The following is an 18,927-nucleotide window of genomic DNA, read 5'->3' on the forward strand; positions in this document are numbered from 1 at the left end:
AGCACTGGATCAACGCCATCGAGATGGGCCGTGCCCGCCCTCGGCACCGACACCGCCGTGCCGGCCGGCAGCCGGGCCTGCCGGGCGGGCCGGGGAGGGGGCGCAGGCCGTCGGGACGACCTCGCCCCCGCCACCGAGGGCCGGGCTAACCGGGCGCACCGGCCCGGGCCACCAGCAGGGTCCACTCCGCGAGCAACACGGTCAGCTCCTCGCGCCCGAGCCGGCCCGGCGAGCTGACCGCCAGCCGCGGCCCGGACCGGACCGTGAACTGCACCGGACCGAGCGCGGGGTTGACCCAGGACTGGAGCAGCCACCCGTCGGGGAGCACCGGCTCCGCGTGCAGGGCGAAGGAGTAGCGGCTCCGGTCCTGCTCCGGACGGCGCCGCAGCAGTTCCTGCCAGCCGGCCAGGGCGAGCCCGGCCGCGTCCTCGACCGCGAGCCCCGCCGCGGCCGGGAACGGCCCGGTCACCGTGACCGCCCGCGCCCCGGCCGTGGGCACCTCGCCCGCCACAGGCACCGCCCCGGCAGCACCGCCACCGGGAAGGCGCAGCACCCGCTCCACCTCCCCCGCGGCTCCCGGGCCGGCCGGACAGCCGACCCACGCCTGGGGCCCGTCCCAGCCGTCCCGCACGGCGACCGTGAACCGCGGGTCGCCGGCCACCGGGGCCAGGCGCTCGCGCAACCGCTGCACCGTCAGCAGTGGGGCCACCGCGTGCAGCACCGCCGACTCAGCCATCTCCGGCGCTCCCCTCCGGCGGCCACCGCCGCAGCCAGATCCGCCCCAGCTGACCCCGCGTCACGAATGAGGCCATCAGCGGGGCGTCCGTCCTCGCCGGCGCCTCCAGCAGCGCCGTGCTCGCCGCCCACGGCTCGCCCCCGGTCCGGGCGATCCCCAACAGGGTGGCGCCGCCGCGCGCGGGGAAGGAGAGCGTCACGTCCCCCACCCCCTCGGCCAGCCCCCGACCGGTGGCCTTCACGGCGGCCTCCAGCAGGGTCCAGGCGGAGAAGAAGAACTCCGGTCCGGCCCCGTCGGCCTGCGGGGGCAGGGCCGGGTAGAGCGAGGCGAGCACCTGGGTGGCGGACGGGATGAGCCGGATCCGCTCCAGGTCCACCCCCAGCGCCCCTTGGTCCGAGATGCCGAGCAGCAGCAGGTCCTCCGAGCGCGACCAGCTCACCTTCAGCTCCGGATGGTCCGGCAGGTAGGGCTTGCCGCCCCTGGTCCGCGCCAGCCGCACCGCTCCCGGGGCCTCCCCCAGCCGCGTGGCCAGCAGCCGCCTGACGGCCAGTCGGGACCGCAGGAAGAGCCGGGCGTCCTCGCCGTTCAGGTAGCCGGCCGCCCGGCGGCGCTCCTCCTCGGTCAGGTCCACCGCGTAGTGCGCCGGCGACAGGGGCTCCGCGTCGGCCGCCAGGTCGGCCAGCCAGGCCTCCACCCCGGCGCCCGGGGCCGTCACGTCGGACGCAGGCCGAAGACCTGCGTGGCCGATCGGGAGGGGTCGCCGGGCCGCAGGTGCAGTTCCCCGCGCTCGGGCAGCAGCACCACGGCGGCGACCGTGCGCTCGCGCCGGATGTCGCCCTCGTCGGGCACGCAGATCGGCGGCCTGGACAGCAGTGCGAAGTGCTCCTCCGGCCCGGCCGCCGGGTCGAGCTCGGAGAGCCCGACCCGGGCCTCCTTGAGGCGGCGCACCGAGGAGTTGCGGGCGAACACGTTCAGCTCGTCGCCGCGCGCCAGGTCCGGGTCCAGGAAGTGGTTGGTGTGCGCGGTCTCGTGCCCCTCCCGCACCCGCAGCTCGTCACCCAGGACCTCGACGCAGACGGCCCGCTCCCGGTCGCACAGGGTCAGCGAGCGGGAGCTGGCCAGCCGCATCCCGCGCAGCAGCTCCAGCGCCTGCGTCACGCTGCCCGCCGTGTCCAGCAGGTGACGGATCGCCAGGTACGGGGGCAGCCCGGGCCGCCAGTCCCCGCCGAGCACCAGGTTGAGCCCGATCGCCAGCCCGTCGCTGTTCAGCCCGAGGTACCCGAGCAGTCCGGCGAAGGAGAGCACCAGCGAGCGCCGGGCGGACCCGGCCGGCGCCACGTCCAGCACGCTGATCGCGTCGTCCAGGTTGCCGTTCAGGTCCACGGTCTGGGCCAGCACCGGGTGCCCGGTGTACCGACCGCCGGCCCGTGCGTAGGTGGTGCAGTCGCCGGCCGTCGGCACCTTCTGGTAGCCCATGATCTCCCGCCGCAGCTGGAGCAGCCAGGCCTCGGCGGGGCTCAGCCCGGCCCCGGCGGCCAGGCCCTCGACCTCGGCGGCCAGGTCCGGGGCGGCGGCCGCGACCGCCGCCCGGTAGGCGTCGATCCGCGGCCGCAGCCCGTCCAGGGTCAGCGGGGTGGCCGTCAGGTGGTTGAGCCGGGCCAGCCCGTCGTCCAGGAAGGCGCGCAACTCACCGGCCAGCGCCTGCCCGTGCTGCGCCCCCCGCTCGAACGCGGTGCCCGTCAACAGCAGCCGCCCGGTCATGCCCCCTCCTGTCGGACCACCCGCGGGCCGCGGGCCAACTGCTCGCGCACCTCGGGCCATTCCTCGCGCAGCACGCTGTAGAAGACGGCGTTGCGCCGCCGGCCGTCCGGCATCGGGTTGAAGCTGCGCAGCGTGCCCTCCTCGCGGGCGCCGATGTTCAGCAGTCCGCGCCGGGCCTGCTTGTTCAGCTCGTCGGTCTTGAACTCCACCCGCAGGGCGCCCATGGACTCGAAGGCGTGCTGCAGCAGCAGGTACTTGGCCCAGCGGTTGACCCCCCGGCCCTGGAAGTCCAGGCCCAGCCAGGACCAGCCGATCTCCAGGCGCCCGTCCGCCTCGGCCATGTTGCCGAAGCTCATCGACCCGGCCACCCGGCCGGTCCGCTTGTCGGTGATCACGAACACCGCCCGCCGGCACGCCTGGTGGTCCGCCAGGGTGGCGTCGAAGAAGGCCTCGTAGTCCTCCGGGGTCTCGATCCGGGTCACGAAGTACCGCCAGATGTCCGGCGCCAGCGCGATCGCGCGCAGCCCGTCCCGATCGGCGGCGGTCAGCGGGCTCAGCCGCACGAACTCGTTCTCCAGCACCACCGGTGCGTCAACGGCCCAGGTTCCCATGGTCACACCGCCTCGACGGTCGACGGGGCGACGGCCTCGACGACCTCGCGCAGCGTGGTCATCCGGGCCAGGTCGTGCTCGGTGAAGCGGGACAGCTCGGTGCCGGTCTCGTCGCACAGCGAGGTGAGGAAGAGCACCTTGTTGAGCGAGGTCAGGCCGTAGCGGCCGGCCAGGTCGGCGTCCGGGTCGATCTCCTCCGGCTCGACCGGACTGGTCAGCACCAGCACCAGGTTCTCCCGGGCCGCGGTCTCGGTCTCAGCGTGCATGGATACCCTCCTGGGGGTTGGCGAGGTCAGCTGCGTAGGCGGCCCGGATCTGCGGGCGCCGGGGTTTGAACTGCGAGGTGAGCAGGCCGTTCTCGACGGTGAACGGCTCGCGGGCGACGATCGCCCGGGCGATCCGCTCGTCCTTGCCGAGCGCCGCGTTGGCGTCGGCGAGCGCGTCGGCGATCGCGGCCTCGTCGGGCGGGTAGTGCGCGGGGCGGACCACGGCGACCAGCTCGGTCTGCCGCGGGCAGAACAGCACCGCCTCGGTGATGGCGGGCCCGGAGGTCAGCCGCTCCTCGATCGGCCGGACCACGATCTTCTTGCCGTTCTCCAGCACGATCACGTCGTCCGCGCGGCCGAGGATGTAGAGGTAGCCGTCCTCGTCGATCAGGCCGAGGTCGCCGGTGCGGACGATGCCGCCGGGCCGGAAGACCTTCTCGCTGTCGCCGGGGGCGGCGTAGGCGTAGTGGTCGTTGACGGGGTGGTCGCTGCGCACGCTGATCACGCCGTCGGCGTCCAGCAGCACCTCCTTGCCGGGCACCACCCGGCCCACGCTGCCCTCGCGGGAGGCGCCGGGGTGGTTCTTGGCAACGATGCAGGTCTCGTTCAGGCCGTAGCCCTCGAAGATCGGCAGTCCGGCCTCGTTGAAGAAGCGCAGCGTCGCGGGGGCCGCCGGGGCGGAGCCGGTCCACAGGTAGCGGATCCGGTCGCCGAAGAGCTGCGCGGCCTGCTCGCCGACCGGCTTTCCCGAGCGGGCCGCCCGGGCCTCGATGTGCCGCCGGGCGGTCTCGAAGAAGGCCGGCACGCCCATCACCACGGTCGGCCGGGCCCGCCGCAGGGTGGCGAAGGCGGCCTCGTAGGTGGAGACGGTCACGTCGTGGCCGTGCCGCAGCGCGGAGTAGATCCAGTACCGCTGCTGCAGCAGCGACAGCGGCAGGAAGACGAACAGGTCGTCGCCCGCCCGGTGGTGGAACATGTCCTGGACCGCGCGCAGCGAGCTGTCGATCGAAGCGGCCGTGGCGCCCAGGCCCTTGGGCTCGCCGGTGCTGCCGGAGGTGAACTTGACGGTGGTCACCCGGTCGGGCTCCCAGACCACCGGTTCGGGTGCCGAGTCGGCCTTCTCCACCAGCCGGTCCACCTCGGCCAGCGGCAGCGCGTCGGCGGCGTCGGCCGGGCGGTCGGTGAACAGCAGCCGCAGTCCGTACCGGCTGATCAGCTGCTGGTCGGGCTCGAACTTGCCGGGCTCGAAGCCGGCCGTCTCGGCGCCCAGCCAGAGCGCCGCCAGGTCCAGCAGCACCCACTGCGGGCTGTTGGCCGCCAGGATCCCGATCCGGTCGCCCGGACCGATCCCCAGCTCGGCCAGCGAGCTCGCCAACCGCCCGGCCCGGCGGTGCAGTTCGACCAGCTCCAGGGTCTCGGTGCCGTCCAGCCTGGCGAACGAGATCCGCCCGCCGGTCGGCGGGTTCGCCGTGATCCGGTTGACGATCACCGCTGCGCCTCCTTCGCCGCCATGGCCGCGTCCACGTGTGCGGCCATCAGTCGCACCGTCTCCAGCGCTGCCAGCTGGCCGAGTTGGATGCCCACGCCGAACCGCTTGCGCACCGCGGTGAGGATCCGCGCGGCGCTGATCGAGTCGCCGCCCAGTGCGTAGAGGTTGTCGTGCGGCCCGACCGCCGGCCGGTGCAGGATCTGCGCCCAGATGCGGGTCAGTTCGGTCTCGGTCGGCCCGGCCTCGCCGTCGTCGGCCATCGGCGCGGCCGCCTGCTCGGCCGGCTCGGCCACCGGCGCCCGGCGGATCAGCTCGCCCCGGTCCACCTTGCCGTTGCGGGTCAGCGGCAGCTCCTCGTGCCACACCACGGCGGCCGGGACCATGTACTCGGGCAGCGCCTCCCGCAGTTCGTGACGGATCGTCAGGACGTCGGGCCGGTCGGCGGCGGCGGGCACCAGGTGGGCCACCAGCCGGTCGCCGCGGCTGCCCTCCTGGCGGACCACCACGGCCTGCCGCACCGCCGGCAGCGCGGCCAGCCTGGTCTCCACCTCGCCGGCCTCGATCCGGTAGCCGTTGACCTTGATCTGGAAGTCGCTGCGGCCCAGGATCTGGATCTCGCCGCTGGGCAGGTAGCGGCCCAGGTCACCGGTCCGGTAGAGCCGCTCGCCCAGCCGCTCGTCGTAGCCGAACTTCTCGGCGGTGCGCTCCTCGTTGCGCCAGTAGCCCTTGGCCACCCCGGTGCCGGCGCCGCAGATCTCGCCAGTCACCCAGTCCGGTGCGTCCTGGCCGTCCGCGTCCAGCACGTAGGCGCGGTTGTTGGTGTTCGGACGGCCGTAGGGGATGGACTCGGAGCCGTCCTCCCACTCCTCGACCGGGTGCAGGATGTTCCAGACCGTGGTCTCGGTCGGTCCGCCGAGCGAGACCACCTCCAGGCCCGGCACCAGTCGGCGCAGCGCCGCCGGCAGCGCCGGCGGCAGCCGGTCCCCGCTCATCATCACCAGCCGCAGGGCCGGCGGCGCCGTGCCCTCGGCCAGCGCCTGGTCGTGCATCAGGCCGACGATGGCGGGCACCGAGTTCCACACCGTCACCCCGCCCGACTCGCACATCCGCAGCCAGTGCGCGGGGTCGACCGCCCGGTCGGCGTCCGGCATCACCAGCGCGGCGCCCGCGGTCAGCGCGCCGAACACGTCCCAGACCGACAGGTCGAAGTTGAAGGCGCTGATCGCGAAGAACCGGTCGTCCTGGTGGATGCCGAACCGGGTGTAGCAGTCGGCCACCACGTTGGCCACGTTGCGGTGGGTGACCATCACGCCCTTGGGCGCGCCGGTGGTGCCGGAGGTGTAGAGCACGTAGGCCAGGTCGTCCGGGTCGGCACCGGCCAGCGGTTCGAGCGGCACCGGCGCACCCGTCGGCGCCGGGTCGGTGGCGTCCAGCCGCAGGACGGCGCGGCCGTCCCGGTCGGCGTCGTCCACGTTGGTCAGCACGCAGCGGACCTCGCCGTCGGCCAGCATGTACCGGCGGCGCTCCTCGGGCAGTGCCGCGTCCACCGGCAGGTAGGCGGCCCCGGCCAGCACCGTGGCCAGGATGCCGATGATCTGCTCCGGCCCGCGCCGCATCACCAGGCCCACCAGCTCGTTGCGCCCGACTCCGTGCGAGCGCAGCCAGGCGGCGGTCAGCGCCGCACGGCGGTGCAGTTCGCCGTAGCTCATCCGGAGCTGGGAGGTGATCAGGGCGGGGTTGTCCGGGCAGCTGGTCGCCCGCTCGGTGAAGGCGTCCTGGAGCAGCACCTCGGGCAGCTCCACGGCGGTGTCGTTGGCCGCCCGCCGGCGCCGCAGCTGGTCGCCGGGGAGCAGGTCGAAGCCGGTGCGGGCCCAGCTCCGATCCTCCAGCAGCTGCTCCAGCAGGGACTGGTAGCCCTGGGTCAGGGCCTCCAGCAGGCCGGCCGGGAAGAGCTCGTCCAGCCCGTCGAGCTGGATCACCAGGCCCTGGTGCTGCTCCATCGCGAAGGCGTTCAGCCAGATCTGCGGGGTCTGGCTGACGCTGAACACCTCCGGGCCGAACAGTTCGAACGCCGAGCCGTCCACCTCCTCGGTGTAGCCGATCGCGCTGTTGAAGGTGAACGGCATCCGCGCCTCGGCGCTGCCGCGCCGCCGGCCCAGCTCGCGCAGCACCTCGATGCCGGACTGGTGCCGGTGGTCCAGGTCGGTGCGCAGCCGCCGCTGGAGCGCCTGGGCCCGGGCCGCGAACGGCTTGCTGCGGTCGACCTCGATCTCCACCAGCAGGGTGTCGGAGAACTGGCCGACGGCCTCGGCGATCCGGTGGTGCACCGGCGGGCGGTTGGCCACCGTGGTGGTCACGGTGAACCGCTCGCCGGCGCCCCAGCGGGAGAGCACCTCACCGTAGGCGGCCAGCAGCGCGCCGGACGGGGTGAGCCCCGCTCCCGCGGCCCGGCGCTTGAACGCGGCCCACTGCGCGGCGTCCAGCCGCACCTGGCGCTGGACGAACCGCGGCCGGGTGATCGCGGCCGGGCTCGCCGCCACCGGCAGGTCGGGGTGGGCCGCCAACTGGTCCAGCCGGCCCGACCAGTAGGCCCGGGAGCGGGCCGCGGGCGCCTTGACCGCCGCCGCCGCCAGCGCCGAGACGTAGTCCTCCAGCGGCAGTTCGGCGCCCTCGGCGGCCAACTCGCCCTGGTAGGCCCGCCACCACTCGCGGAAGAACAGGAAGGAGCTGATCCCGTCCATCACCAGGCCGTCGTGGCTGACGTGCAGCACCATCGCCCGGTCGGAGAGCTCGGTCACCTCGACCGCCAGCAGCGGCGCGCGGTCGGCGGGCAGCACCCGGTGCGAGCGCTCCTCGCGCAGCGCGGCCCGGGTCCGCAGCTGCTGCTCGGGGCTCTGCCCGCGCAGGTCGAGCCGCTCGATCAGCACCGGGGCGACCGAGGCCTCCACCACCTGGCGGCCGTCCTCGGTGAACCGGGCCCGCAGCGCGTCGTGCCGGCGGATCACCGCGTTCAGCGCCGCCTCCAGCCGGCCGACGTCCCAGTGCCCCTCGATCTCGTGGTAGACGTGACTGGCGGTGGAGATCTCGAACACGCCGCCGCGGCCCAGCAGGTAGGCGTGCTGCAGCGGGGTGAGCGGGAAGCTGCCGCTCTCGTGCGGGGTGGCCGCGCTCAGGTGCTGGATCAGCTCGGCCTTCAACCGCTTGATGCGGCCGACCAGTTCCGGGTCCATCCGGTCGCGCATGCCCTGCAGGCGCAGGTCCCCGCCGGTCACCGAGACGGACAGGCCCCGCTCCTCGATGTCCTGGACCAGTTCGACGAGTTCGGCGTTCATGCCGCCGCCTCCACGAGCGCCGTGTCCGCCCGCTCGCCGATCAGCCCGGCCAGTGCGGTCAGGTCGTGCTCGCCGAGCAGCTCGTCCACCAGCACGTCCACGTCCAGCGCGGTGAGCAGCTGGTACTGCAGCTGGACCGCCTGCAGCGAGCTGATGCCCAGGTCGATCAGGGTGGCGTCGGCGGCCGGCCGTTCGGCCAGCTGGAGCGCCTCGGTGACCAGGTCGGTGAGCAGGCCCAGGTGCTCGGGCTGGTCGGCGGCCGGGGCGGCCGCGGCGGCGAAGAACACCGCGTCCGCCAGGGTGACCTCGGTGCCCGGCGCCAGCAGCTCGACCGAGGTCGGCCAGTGCGCCGGCTCCGACAGGCCCAGCGCGGCCGACAGCCTGGCGGCGAAGCGCGGCATCACCGGTGCCGCCACCCGGGCCAGCAGCTTCGCGGCCGCCAGCTCCAGCGCCACCGCCGTGCGGGCCTCGGCCCGCCAGCGGGCGTCGTCCGCCGTCAGGCTCTCCAGCTCGGCGAACCGGACCGTGTCACGCACGATGCCGTCCAGTTCGGCGGCGGCCTGGTTGAGCGAGAACCCGGCCTGGCCGAGCGCCCCGGTCACCGCGGTCAGCCGGGCGCCGAGCCGGGCCAGGAACGCGGTCTGCTCCGGGGTCCAGTTGCCGGCGTCCGGCGCCGCGCCGTCGTACTCCTTGCGGACCCGGGCGCCCAGGTCGGTCAGCCAGTGCTCCCAGGTGCCGACCAGGGTCTCGGTCAGCACCCGCTGGTACTCCTCGCGGCGGAAGTCGGTGCGCCGGCCCTCGGGCCGGGTCAGGCTGAGGAAGAACCGCACCGCGTCGACCGTGTCGGCGTTGAGGATCTCCTTGCCCCAGATCGCGTGCCGCCGGCTGGTGGAGAACTTGGCGCCCTCCAGCAGGTAGAACTCGTTGACGTGGTAGTCGATGTCAGGCGTCCAGTCGGGGAACGCTGCCCGGTACAGCGCCGGGTAGAGCACGCCGTGGTAGAAGCTGTTGTCGTAGCCGAAGAAGTGGACGATCTTCCAGTCCGCGCCGGGCTCGGCGGCCCGCCAGTCCTGGTCCAGCCGGCGGCCGAGCGCCTGGATGCCGTGCAGGAAGCCGTAGGACATCTCCGGCCAGACCCAGATCACCTGGTCGGCGCCGGCCTCCTCGGCCGGGCGCACGCCCCAGTCGGCCGGGTGGCTGACCGGGATGTCCAGCTCCGGGCGGGCGAACAGCCGCCGGGCGAGGTCGCGCAGCCGGACCGGGACCCGGCCCAGTCGGTGGTGCGCGGCGATCTCGTCCTCGAACTCGTGCAGCGGCAGCGAGAAGCGGGTCGCGGTGCCGGTCCGCGGCGCTGCCTGCGAGCGGGCCGAGCGCGGCGCGACCAGGTCGACCACCAGGTTGGGCTCGCCGCACTCCTCACAGATGTTGCCGCTGGTCCCGGCGGCGCAGGTCGGGCAGGTGCCCTTGACGTCCACCTCGTAGAGATAGGCGCCGGTCTCACCGTCGAACAGGGCCGGCGCGGCCTTCGGGGCGACCGCGCCGGAGTCGACCAACCGGGTGAAGAACTCCCGGAGCCCGTCCGGGTACTCGGCGTCCGCGTTGGTCACCGTGTACTGGTCCAGCGGGATGTCCATCAGCTCCAGGGTGGCCGCGATCTCCGCGCTGAAGTGCGCGGCGGTCACGGCCGGGGTGTTCCCGTCGCGCTCGGCCGCGCCGACCACGTAGCTCTGGAAGTCGTCGCTGCCGGTCAGGTGCCAGGCGCGGGCGCCGTTCATCCGCTGGAACCGGACGAACGCGTCGGCCCCCAGGTACGGGCCGGAGAGGTGGCCCAGGTGGAGGTCCCCGTTCGGGGTGGGCGGAGTGGAGAAGACGAAGACCGGCCGGTCCCCGAAACCGGTGCCCGCGGGGGCGGTGGCCGCCCGGACCGCGCGCTCGGCGTCGCGCCAGTACTGGGTGACGAACACCAGGTCGTCGGTGCCGGTGTTGTGCAGCACGTGCGTCTCGAAGGGCTCGAACAGGGCCACCGTGCCCGGCACCGCCGGGTGGCGCTCCCCGTCGACCTCGAACTCGCCGCGGCCGGCCACGATCACGAAGAACTCGGTCTCGTCGTGCCGGTGCAGCTCGGAGCTGACGCCCGGAGCCACCCGGCCCCAGCCGGCGCCCGAGCCCTGGCTGCCCGCGATTCCCTCGATGCTGCTCATGTCGATGCCGAAGGCCTCGTGCAGCACGCCCTCGTCGTAGCTGCTCAGTATCATGCGTGACTCCTGGTCGGACTGGTCAGGAACGGAATGTCGATCAGATCGGCGGCCTGCGCGGCGATCGCGGGAGCCAGCCGGTAGCCGGAGCCGTTGGCGGCGCCGGCGAAGACCACCCGCGGGTCGGCGGGCAGCGGGCAGACGATCGGCTCGCCGGTGCCGCTGTAGGCGTCGCAGAAGACCCGCCCGGAGGCGCAGTGCGCCGCGTACTCGGGGGCCACGGCGCGCAGCACCGCCAGCGCGTCGCCGAGGTCCTGGTCGGACAGGCCCTCGCCCAGCGCGTCGGGGTCCACGCCCCACTCCTGGCAGGTGTAGCTGAACAGCCAGTGCCCGCGGTCGTGCAGCGGGAGCAGGAAGGCGTCCTCCGCCTGGAAGACGACCACCCGGTCGGTCGGTGCGGGCACCAGGTCGATGTGCAGCGCGACCACCTTCTTCACCCGCACCCCCAACGGAGCGACCAGCTCGCGCCAGGCCGGGGACGCGATCCACGGCCCGGGCGCCAGCACCACCTGACCGACCGTCAGTTCACCGCCGCTGCTCAGCGCCAGGGTGATCCGCTCGGGGCCGAGCCCGATCGCGGTGACCCCGGTGCCCTCGTGCACCACCGCGCCGCCGCGCAGCTCGCTGGCGAGCCGACCGGTCAGACCCGCCACGTCCGCGTACTGGCCGCCCTCGACCTGCCAGACGCCCGCGGTGGCCGGGGTCGGCCGGGCACTGGCGAGGTAGCTCCGGCGCACCGTCTGCTCCGCGCCGACCACGTCCATGCCGACCTGGTGGATCGGCAGTTCCGGTCGGTGCGAGGTCAGTTCGGCGTAGTACTGCTGGCTGTAGGCGGCCATGCCGCGCACCCGGCCGGTCGCGCCGCGCGGGAAGTGCAGGCCGGCCGAGCGGCGGCTGGCGCCGGAGCCGACCGAGTCCCGGTCCAGCAGCGCCACCGTCCGCTCCGGGCGCCGGGCGAGCAGTTCTCGCGCGGTCAGGCAGCCGATGATGCCGCCGCCGACGACCGCGATGTCCACCTCGTTCATCGCCGCTCACACCCCCCAGCCGGCGTCGGCCCCGACCTTGGCGGACCAGTCGATGAAGGACTCCAGGGGCTCGTTGCTGCGCAGCCCACGGATCCGGTCGACGATCCGGCGGCTGCGCCAGGCGTTCAGGCTGAGGTTGGGGTCGGCCAGGCCGCGCTGCTGCTTGGCCGCGTTCTGCACGAAGATGTTCCGATCGGCCGGACCGTCCCAGCGGACCGCGTAGTCCTGGTCGATCCGCAGCTCCTCGCCCTCGCGCTCCAGGCGGTCGGCGATCGGGGCCAGGAAGTCGGTGGCGGCCGGGCGGAAACCGGTGGCCCAGACGATCACGTCGACGTCGAACCGCTCGGTGCCCTGGCGCTGGTCGTTGTGGCGCACCTCGACCGTCCAGCCGCCGCCCTCGGCCGCCCGCACCGTCTCCATGGCGCGGTTGGGGGCCAGCGCCACCAGGTCCTCGGCGCCCTCGATGAACCGGTGGACGTAGATCCGCTGGTAGATCTCGCGCAGGGTGGCCTCGGAGACCCCGTCGCTGGTCAGGATGTGCTCGGCGTTGAACCGCTCCCGGGCCGCCGGCGCCAGCCGGTAGAAGTACTCGGCGTGGCCCGGCATGTAGAAGTCGTTGGTGAAGGGCGAGTCGTCGATCGGGAAGTAGTTGCGCCGGCGGGAGATCCAGGAGACCCGGCGCGGCAGCTCGCTGCCCGACCGCGAGATGAGGTCCAGGAAGGCCTCGGCGCCGGACTGGCCGCCGCCGATCACCGCGACCCGCTTGCCGCCCAGGTGCTGGGCCCGGTCCAGGAACTCGCTGACGTGGAACTGGGTCGGGCCGATCAGCCCGGCGGCCTGCGGCGGCACCCACGGACGGTTGCCCACCCCGAGCACCAGGTTGTCCGCGGTCAGCCGGCGCCGGTCGGTGTCCACCACGAACCGCGCGCCGTCGAAGTCGACCGCCCGGACCTCCTCGCCGAACCGCACGTTCGGGTTGCGGCGACTGGCCCAGTCCAGGTAGTTGCGGAACTCCTGCCGGGGCACGTCGCTGAACTGGGCGTTGAGGAAGTGGTAGATCCGGCCGTGCTCGTGCAGGTAGGCGAGGAAGGAGTACGGGTTGGTCGGGTCGGTCAGGCTGACCAGGTCCTTGTACAGCGAGACCTGCAGGGTGGAGCCGGGCATCTGCTGCCCGTCGTGCCAGCCGAACTTCTCCTTGCGGTCGAGGAAGAGGTTGCTGACCTCGGGCTCGCTGTGCAGCAGTGAGGCCAGGCTCAGGTTGGCGGGGCCGGCGCCGACACCCAGGCAGGTGTAGTGGGCCTCGGCGGGGTGGGTGTGGGACATGTTGCGGGCCTCTCTTTGTTCTCGGACGGCGAAGGTGGAGAAGCGGGCACAGCGCACTGCCCGCCCAACAGGGCGTCAGGGAAGTCGGTTTGGGGGGAGGGTCAGCCCGCGCGGGGCTCGGGCCGCACGGCGGCCAGGCCCAGTACGGTGGCCGCCAGCGAACCGAGCGCCAGCAGCGGCCAGACCAGCACGCCGGCCTGGATGAACAGCCAGCCGCCGAGCATCGGGCCGAGCGCACTGCCCAGGCCGAACACGAACTGGAAGCTGCCGATGTAACGGCCCTTCAGCTGCTCCGGACCGGCGGTTCCGGGGTAGGCGAACACCGTGGGACCGCCGATGATCTCGCCGATCGACCAGACCAGGGTGCCCAGCACGATCGCGGCCGCTCCGATCGGCAGTGCGTAGCAGGCCACTCCGGCGCCGACCAGGGCGAATCCCAGGCCGATGGTGATCCGCGCCGGCCAGGACTGGGCGAGCCGGGTGACCAGCAGCTCGAAGGCGATCACCACGAAGCCGTTGAGCGAGACCGCGACCGTGTACCAGACGACGGCCAGGTGCCGGTCCTGCACGAACAGCGGCAGGGTGGACAGGTACTGGACGTAGACCACGGCGTGGCAGAAGGCGGCGGCCAGGTAGCGCAGGTAGCGGCGGTCGCGCAGCACGGCCCGGTAGCCGCCGGCCTGCGGCGCCGCGGCCTCGGTGGCACTGCGGCGGGTGGCGGCGGGCAGCGTGGCCAGCGCGAGGACCGCGTAGGCCAGCGCGATCAGCGCCTCACCCCAGAAGAGCAGCAGGTACCGGTCGTGGCCCGCGTGGTAGAGCCAGAAGCCGACCAGCGGGGCCGCGGTGGCGCCCAGGTTCAGGCCGAAGCGGTACATCGCGAAGACCATCACCTGCCGCTCGTCCGGCGTGAGTTCGGCGAGCAGGGTGGCCGAGGCGGGCCGGAAGACCTGCGCGCTGAGGCCGGCCAGGCCGACCGCCGCCATCAGCAGGCCGTACCCGGGCAGGTAGAGCAGGGCCGCGGTGAGCACCGCGGTCGCGCTCATGCTGGCCACGGTGGCGTTGCGCACGCCCAGTCGGTCCGCGAGCGAGCCGCCGACCAGCACGCCGAGCACGGCGCCACCGCCGTACACGCCCAGCGCCAGCACGGTCTCCGATTCGGAGTAGCCCTTCGAGCCGAGGAAGAGCACCAGGAAGACGTTGAGGAAGCCGCTGAGCCGGTTGACCAGCACGCCGGCCAGCACGGTCTTCACCGCGAGCGGCGCGTCCCGGAAGGTGGCCCAGACGGTCACCCGGGCCGGCGCCGGTTCGGCCACCGCCTGCGCCTGCGCAACCGGCTCCGGGCGGACGGTGTCAGTCGACATCGCGCACCTCGATCGCCACCGCCGCGCGCACCCGCTGCTCCAGCGCGTCCAGCTCCTCGGGTGACGGAGCGTCGATCAGGAAGCAGACCGCGCGGTCCTCGGAGCTCTCCAGCGGGCCGAGCCGGCTGCCGCGCTCCTTGAGCACCAGCACCGCGCGCAGCTCCCCCGGCCCGTCCGGGCCGCCGACCGGCGGGTCCGGCCAGATCCCGGCCTCGCCCAGCCAGACCGGCCGGACGCCGGGCCAGTCCACCCGGACGTCGTCCAGGATCCCGTCCCGGTGCTCCAGGTAGACCTGCCGGGTCCAGCGGCGCGGCTCGGGGTAGCCGGCCGGTTCGCCCAGCGCCAGCCGGACGATCTCCGGTTCCAGCGGCTCTCCGGTGGCCAACCGGTAGAGGGCCAGCAGGCCGTCGCCCGGGGTGCGGGCGGCCACCTCCATCAGCACCGGGCGGCCGGCGGCGTCCACCCGCCACTCGGCGTGGGCGATCCCGCTGCCGAAGTCGAGCGCCGCCAGCATGGTGGCGTTGGCCTCCAGCAGCGCCCGGTCCACCGGCTCCGGCGCGCTCGGCACCGAGTGCGACAGTTCGACGAAGGTGGCCGCGTGCGACTCGGTGGTGGTCTTGCGGGTGACCGAGGCGAAGATCACCTTGCCCTCCTGCACCAGGCTCTCCACCGAGTACTCCTGGCCGACCACCTTCTGTTCCACCAGCAGCGTCTCGTGCTCCGGGTAGTCGGCCAGCCGCGCGGCCAGCGCCTGCTCGTCGTCGACCGTCACCACACCCGAACTGGAGTGTCGGGCGGCGGGCTTGAGCACCACGGGGTACGCGACCGAGGCCGGGTCGAAGGCGGCTCGCTCGGCCGCCGGCAGCACCGCGCCGGGCGGCGCGAACTCCGGCAGGTACCAGCGCTGCAGCGGCTTGGAGCGGCAGACCCGGGTGGCCCGCAGGCCCGGGCCGGGCAGGCCCAGCGCGTCGGCCAGCAGCCCGGTGGGCTCCACCAGGGTCTCGCCCACCGCGTAGGCGCCGACGATCCGGTAGCGCGCCCGCCAGTCGGCGGCCCGTGCCAGCACGCCTGCGGTGAACGAGCCGTCCTGGTTCAACTCGCCGTCCACGAAGGCGATCTCGTCGATCAGCGCGGCCGGCCCGGTCGGGTCGGCCTGGGCGGCCAGCGCGCGCTCGCGCCAGCCGCGCGGGGTGATCAGCAGGATCTTCAGCCCGCGGGCGGCCAGCTCCTGCAGGTAGCGCGGATTGCGGCAGACCACCCAGAAGGCTCCGGTCAGGACGAAGGCCGGTGGTCGTCGGTCGGTCACAGCAGTGCTCCTTGCGTCGTGTTCTCGGTGGTGCGCAGCTCGGTGGTGATGCCGCGCGCGGCCAGGAAGTCCAGCCACTGTCCGGCCTCCTGGGCGCCCTCGGCGGCCCGGTGCAGGCCGGGGGCCAGCGCGCCGTCGAGGATCCGCGTGATGCCGTACGCCAGGGGCAGCGAGACCAGCAGGGCCATGGCGCTCTCCCGCTCGTCGCCGCGCAGGTCGAGCAGGTAGCTCCCCGACCAGGAGCCGTCGGCCCAGCTCAGGTCCAGCGCCACGGCGAGCACCACGCGGTCGCGGTCCGTCTCCCGCATCGGGTGGCGCTCGGCCAACTCGCCCGCCAGTGCCGCGATCCGCCCGTCGTCGCCGGACTCCACGGTGGCGAAGACCTCGGACCAGGCGGCCCGCCAGCCGGCCGGGCGCAGCGTGCCGCGGACGAAGGAGCGCTTGCGCCAGTGCGGCGGGAAGCCGTACTGCTCGGCGAAGGGCAGGCTGTCGCGGTTGGGGTACACCTCGAACCGCTCGCCGGCCACCGGGTACTCCGTGGTCGCCTGCCAGGGGCGCGGCGCGGTGCGCAGCTGCCAGTCGCGCAGGTAGCGGGCCGGCGAGCGCAGCGCGTTGAGCACACCGAGCGGGGCCCAGCTGAAGCGGTAGCGGAACTCGTTGAGCTCGGCGGGCAGTCCGCCGCAGTAGGAGGTGAAGTCGGCGGTGCTGACGGCCTCCCCGGCGGCGGTGCGGCCGAGTTCGACCAGGCGGTGGGCCATCAGGTGGTCGATGCCCGGGTCCAGGCCCGCCTCGGTGAGCACCACGGTCCGCTCGGCCGTGGCCGCCAGTTCGGCCAGCTCCGGCGAGACGTAGCTGGAGCAGGCGAAGTGGGCACCGTGCGCCAGCGCGAGGCGCAGCAGCTCGGGGTGGTGGGCCGCCGGGAGCATCGACACCAGCACGTCGCCGGGGGCCAGCGCGGCGGCCAGGGCCGCCGTGTCGAAGCCGCGGGCCGCGGCCCGGCCGGCCAGGCCGCGGGCCGCGAGGCACTGTTCGGCCTTGGCCGCGGTCCGGCCCCAGAGCACCACGCGGGCACCGTGCTCCAGCAGCAGCTCCAGACCGCTGCGGCCGGTGGAGAGCCCGGTGCCGATCCAGTGCACCGTGCGTATCGAGGTCGAGAGGTCGGACACGGAGGGCTCAGACATGGACGGCCTCCAGTTCGTGGTGGCGGCAGGCGGCCCGGAAGTCGGCCCGGCAGTGCCGCCAGGGCGCGGCCGGGTCGGCCAGGGTGCGCAGTTGGGCGACCAGTTCCGCGGAGAACGCCCGGCTGGCCTCGGCCGGCAGCAGCGAGGGCAGGTTGTCGATGGCGATCAGGTCCAGCGGCGGGTCCTGGTGCAGGCGGCGCACCGGCTCGGACCAGTCGGTGACGGTGCGGTAGACCGGCAGCACGTTGAGGTCGGAGGTGACGTCGCAGGTCACGTCGACCACCAGGCTCAGCCGCCGGTCGGCGACCGGGAGGTCGGCGGGGCGCAGGAACGGCGGGATCGGACGGGTCGTGAGCACCGTGTTGACCAGCAGGTCGTGGTGGAGCAGTGCGGCGCGGTCCAGTTCGCGGGTCTCCGCCTGGTCCCAGCAGGTGGCGGCCAGCCCGGCCACCTCCAGCGCGTCCACCGCGCCGCGCCCGCAGCGGCCGAGCGCGCCGATCACCAGCGCGTCCGGGGCGCCGGCGCGCATCGAGTCGCGCAGCTGCCGGTCCAGCTCGCTCTTGGCCAGCGGGCGCAGCGGGGCGGTGAGCCGGCCGCGGGCCTGCAGCACGCCGAGCGCCGCACCCACGTAACCGGCCCAGTAGCCGAAGGCGGCCAGCCGGCGCCCGGTGTCGTCCACCAGGTACTCCAGGTCGAGCAGCTCGCCGCCGCCGCGGGCGAACCTGGCGAGCAGCTCACGACTGCCCTGCTGGCCCTTGTAGGCGTGCCCGAAGAAGATGTGCCGGTGGACCAGCCGGTCGGGCAGGTCCGGGAGCTCCTTGAGCCCGAGGACGTACGCCGGTTCGGGGGCCTCGGTCCAGGAGCCGGCCTCGGCCCCCTGGCAGCCGGCGGCCAGGTACTCGTCCAGCGGGTACACCCGCTGCGGGGACTCCTCCACGGTCAGGTGGAACCCCAGCTCCACCAGCCGGCGTGCGTCCTGCGGCACCAGCGGAGCCCGGCGCTCGGTGGCGCGCACCTCGTGCCGGATCCACAGCCGCGGCTGCTCTGCCATCGGTCTCGTCCTTCCTGGATGTGATCGTGCGGGGGTAAGGCGGTGCCAGTCGAATGCGGATGGGCCGAAGTCGGACGGGGCTGCTCAGAGCAGCGGGATGCGCGCGTTCGCCAGGGCCCGGTAGCGCGGCCCGGCGGGCAGCGCGGCCGCCTCGAAGCCGTGCGCCAGCAGTTCGTCCAGGACACCCGCGGTGATCGCCACCGCGAGGTCGGCGCCCGGGCAGCGGTGCGGGCCGGCGCCGAAGGTGAAGCAGCTGGGCGCGGGGCGCCCGGGGTCGAAGGCGTGCGGGTCGGGGTTGGCCGCGGGGTCGCGGTTGGCGGCGGCGAGCACCACCAGCACGGCCTGTCCGGGCTGCACGGTCGCCGCGCCGAACCGCCAGGGCTCGGCCGCGAACCGGCGGGTGTTCTGGATCGGCGCGTCGTGCCGGGCCACCTCGCGGGCCAGCGCGGCGAGGTCGTCGGCCGGCTGCTCGCGCAGCGCCAACAGCGAGTTGCCGATCAGACCGGCCGTCGCGTCGTAGGTCTGCGAGAGGAACCCCACGGCGTTGGCCAGCAACGGCGCCACCCGCGGCCAGTCCCGCCGACCGGCCGCCCGGACCAGGGCAGCCAGCAGCCCGGTCGGCTCGGCACCGGTCAGGCCCGGCCCGAGCAGCTCCCGCAGCCGCGCCGCGGCCTCCGCGGCCGCCCGCTGCTGCTCCGCCGTGGCACCGGCGGGGATGCACTGCACGAAGTCCCCCACCAGTCGCGCCGCCTCCGGCTCCAGCCCGGCGTCCAGGCCGCACAGCGCGGCCACCACGCGGGCCGGCACCTGGAACATCAGCTCCTCGAAGTCGGGGCCGCCGGCCCGCTCCAGGCTCTGCCGGGTCCGCTCGGCGGCCAGCTTGCCCGCCTCGGCCGGCTCGGCCTCGCCGAGCGCGTCCAGCACCACCTGCTTGAGGCGCTGCTGGTCCGGGCCGTCGGTCATCCGGACCAGGTCGCCGAAGACCTCGCCGGCGGCGGTGCCGAGCAGCCCGGTCGGCACCGGCTCGGCCGGCGGGCGGACCCGCAGTTCGGCGGCCGACAGCGCGGCGGTGACCGAGGCGGCGTCGGCGGCCACCCAGGCCTGCAGCCGGTCGTCCCAGTCGAACGGACGTTCCGCGGTCAGCCGCGCGTAGTACGGGTACGGGTCGGGGTGCCGGACGGCCTCGACCGGGTTCGTCGGGGTCTGCATGACGGTCGTGCTCCTTGACGG

15 protein-coding genes are annotated in these 18,927 nt (G+C 74.1%); all 15 read right to left on the minus strand.

Annotated features, from left to right (window positions below):
* Nucleotides 1-145 precede the first annotated feature (145 nt).
* Nucleotides 146-736, minus strand: coding sequence for a hypothetical protein (locus tag O1G21_RS10235; protein WP_270142660.1), 591 nt, complete (start codon nt 734-736; stop codon nt 146-148).
* Nucleotides 729-1,451, minus strand: a complete 723-nt coding sequence (locus O1G21_RS10240) for a 4'-phosphopantetheinyl transferase family protein (RefSeq protein WP_270142662.1) — start codon at nt 1,449-1,451, stop codon at nt 729-731. The genes O1G21_RS10235 and O1G21_RS10240 overlap by 8 nt, the downstream gene beginning before the upstream one ends.
* The gene (locus O1G21_RS10245) at nt 1,448-2,497 is read right to left on the minus strand and encodes a C45 family autoproteolytic acyltransferase/hydolase (RefSeq protein WP_270142664.1); all 1,050 of its coding nucleotides are present in this window, start codon (nt 2,495-2,497) and stop codon (nt 1,448-1,450) included. Before O1G21_RS10245 ends, O1G21_RS10240 begins: the two co-directional genes overlap by 4 nt.
* Nucleotides 2,494-3,108 (minus strand): GNAT family N-acetyltransferase, encoded by a 615-nt coding sequence (locus tag O1G21_RS10250; RefSeq protein WP_270142666.1) that lies wholly within the window; start codon nt 3,106-3,108, stop codon nt 2,494-2,496. The genes O1G21_RS10245 and O1G21_RS10250 overlap by 4 nt, the downstream gene beginning before the upstream one ends.
* A gap of 2 nt (nt 3,109-3,110) precedes the next feature.
* Nucleotides 3,111-3,374 carry an acyl carrier protein gene (locus O1G21_RS10255; RefSeq protein ID WP_270142667.1) on the minus strand — a complete coding sequence of 88 codons (264 nt, stop codon included), beginning with the start codon at nt 3,372-3,374 and terminating at the stop codon, nt 3,111-3,113.
* Nucleotides 3,364-4,863 (minus strand): AMP-binding protein, encoded by a 1,500-nt coding sequence (locus O1G21_RS10260; RefSeq protein ID WP_270142669.1) that lies wholly within the window; start codon nt 4,861-4,863, stop codon nt 3,364-3,366. Before O1G21_RS10260 ends, O1G21_RS10255 begins: the two co-directional genes overlap by 11 nt.
* Nucleotides 4,860-8,195: a non-ribosomal peptide synthetase gene (locus tag O1G21_RS10265; RefSeq protein WP_270142671.1), complete on the minus strand. Its 3,336-nt coding sequence runs from the start codon at nt 8,193-8,195 to the stop codon at nt 4,860-4,862. Before O1G21_RS10265 ends, O1G21_RS10260 begins: the two co-directional genes overlap by 4 nt.
* A complete protein-coding gene (locus O1G21_RS10270; RefSeq protein ID WP_270142673.1) occupies nt 8,192-10,450 on the minus strand; it encodes a class I tRNA ligase family protein in 2,259 nt (752 codons plus the stop codon). Before O1G21_RS10270 ends, O1G21_RS10265 begins: the two co-directional genes overlap by 4 nt.
* Nucleotides 10,447-11,475, minus strand: a complete 1,029-nt coding sequence (locus O1G21_RS10275) for an NAD(P)/FAD-dependent oxidoreductase (RefSeq protein ID WP_270142674.1) — start codon at nt 11,473-11,475, stop codon at nt 10,447-10,449. The genes O1G21_RS10270 and O1G21_RS10275 overlap by 4 nt, the downstream gene beginning before the upstream one ends.
* Nucleotides 11,476-11,481: 6 nt before the next feature.
* A complete protein-coding gene (locus tag O1G21_RS10280; protein WP_270142675.1) occupies nt 11,482-12,798 on the minus strand; it encodes a lysine N(6)-hydroxylase/L-ornithine N(5)-oxygenase family protein in 1,317 nt (438 codons plus the stop codon).
* Between the two features lie 101 nt (nt 12,799-12,899).
* Complete coding sequence (locus O1G21_RS10285) at nt 12,900-14,159, minus strand: MFS transporter (protein ID WP_270142677.1); 1,260 nt, start codon at nt 14,157-14,159, stop codon at nt 12,900-12,902.
* Complete coding sequence (locus O1G21_RS10290) at nt 14,149-15,465, minus strand: ATP-grasp domain-containing protein (RefSeq protein WP_270142679.1); 1,317 nt, start codon at nt 15,463-15,465, stop codon at nt 14,149-14,151. The genes O1G21_RS10285 and O1G21_RS10290 overlap by 11 nt, the downstream gene beginning before the upstream one ends.
* On the minus strand, nt 15,462-16,646 hold the full coding sequence (locus tag O1G21_RS10295) for a saccharopine dehydrogenase C-terminal domain-containing protein (protein WP_270142681.1): 1,185 nt from the start codon (nt 16,644-16,646) through the stop codon (nt 15,462-15,464). Before O1G21_RS10295 ends, O1G21_RS10290 begins: the two co-directional genes overlap by 4 nt.
* On the minus strand, nt 16,639-17,697 hold the full coding sequence (locus O1G21_RS10300) for a saccharopine dehydrogenase (RefSeq protein ID WP_270142683.1): 1,059 nt from the start codon (nt 17,695-17,697) through the stop codon (nt 16,639-16,641). The genes O1G21_RS10295 and O1G21_RS10300 overlap by 8 nt, the downstream gene beginning before the upstream one ends.
* Before the next feature lie 84 nt (nt 17,698-17,781).
* Nucleotides 17,782-18,906 (minus strand): cytochrome P450, encoded by a 1,125-nt coding sequence (locus O1G21_RS10305; protein ID WP_270142685.1) that lies wholly within the window; start codon nt 18,904-18,906, stop codon nt 17,782-17,784.
* Between the last annotated feature and the right edge of the window lie 21 nt (nt 18,907-18,927).

The sequence above is a fragment of the Kitasatospora cathayae genome (assembly GCF_027627435.1).
GTDB lineage: Bacteria > Actinomycetota > Actinomycetes > Streptomycetales > Streptomycetaceae > Kitasatospora > Kitasatospora cathayae.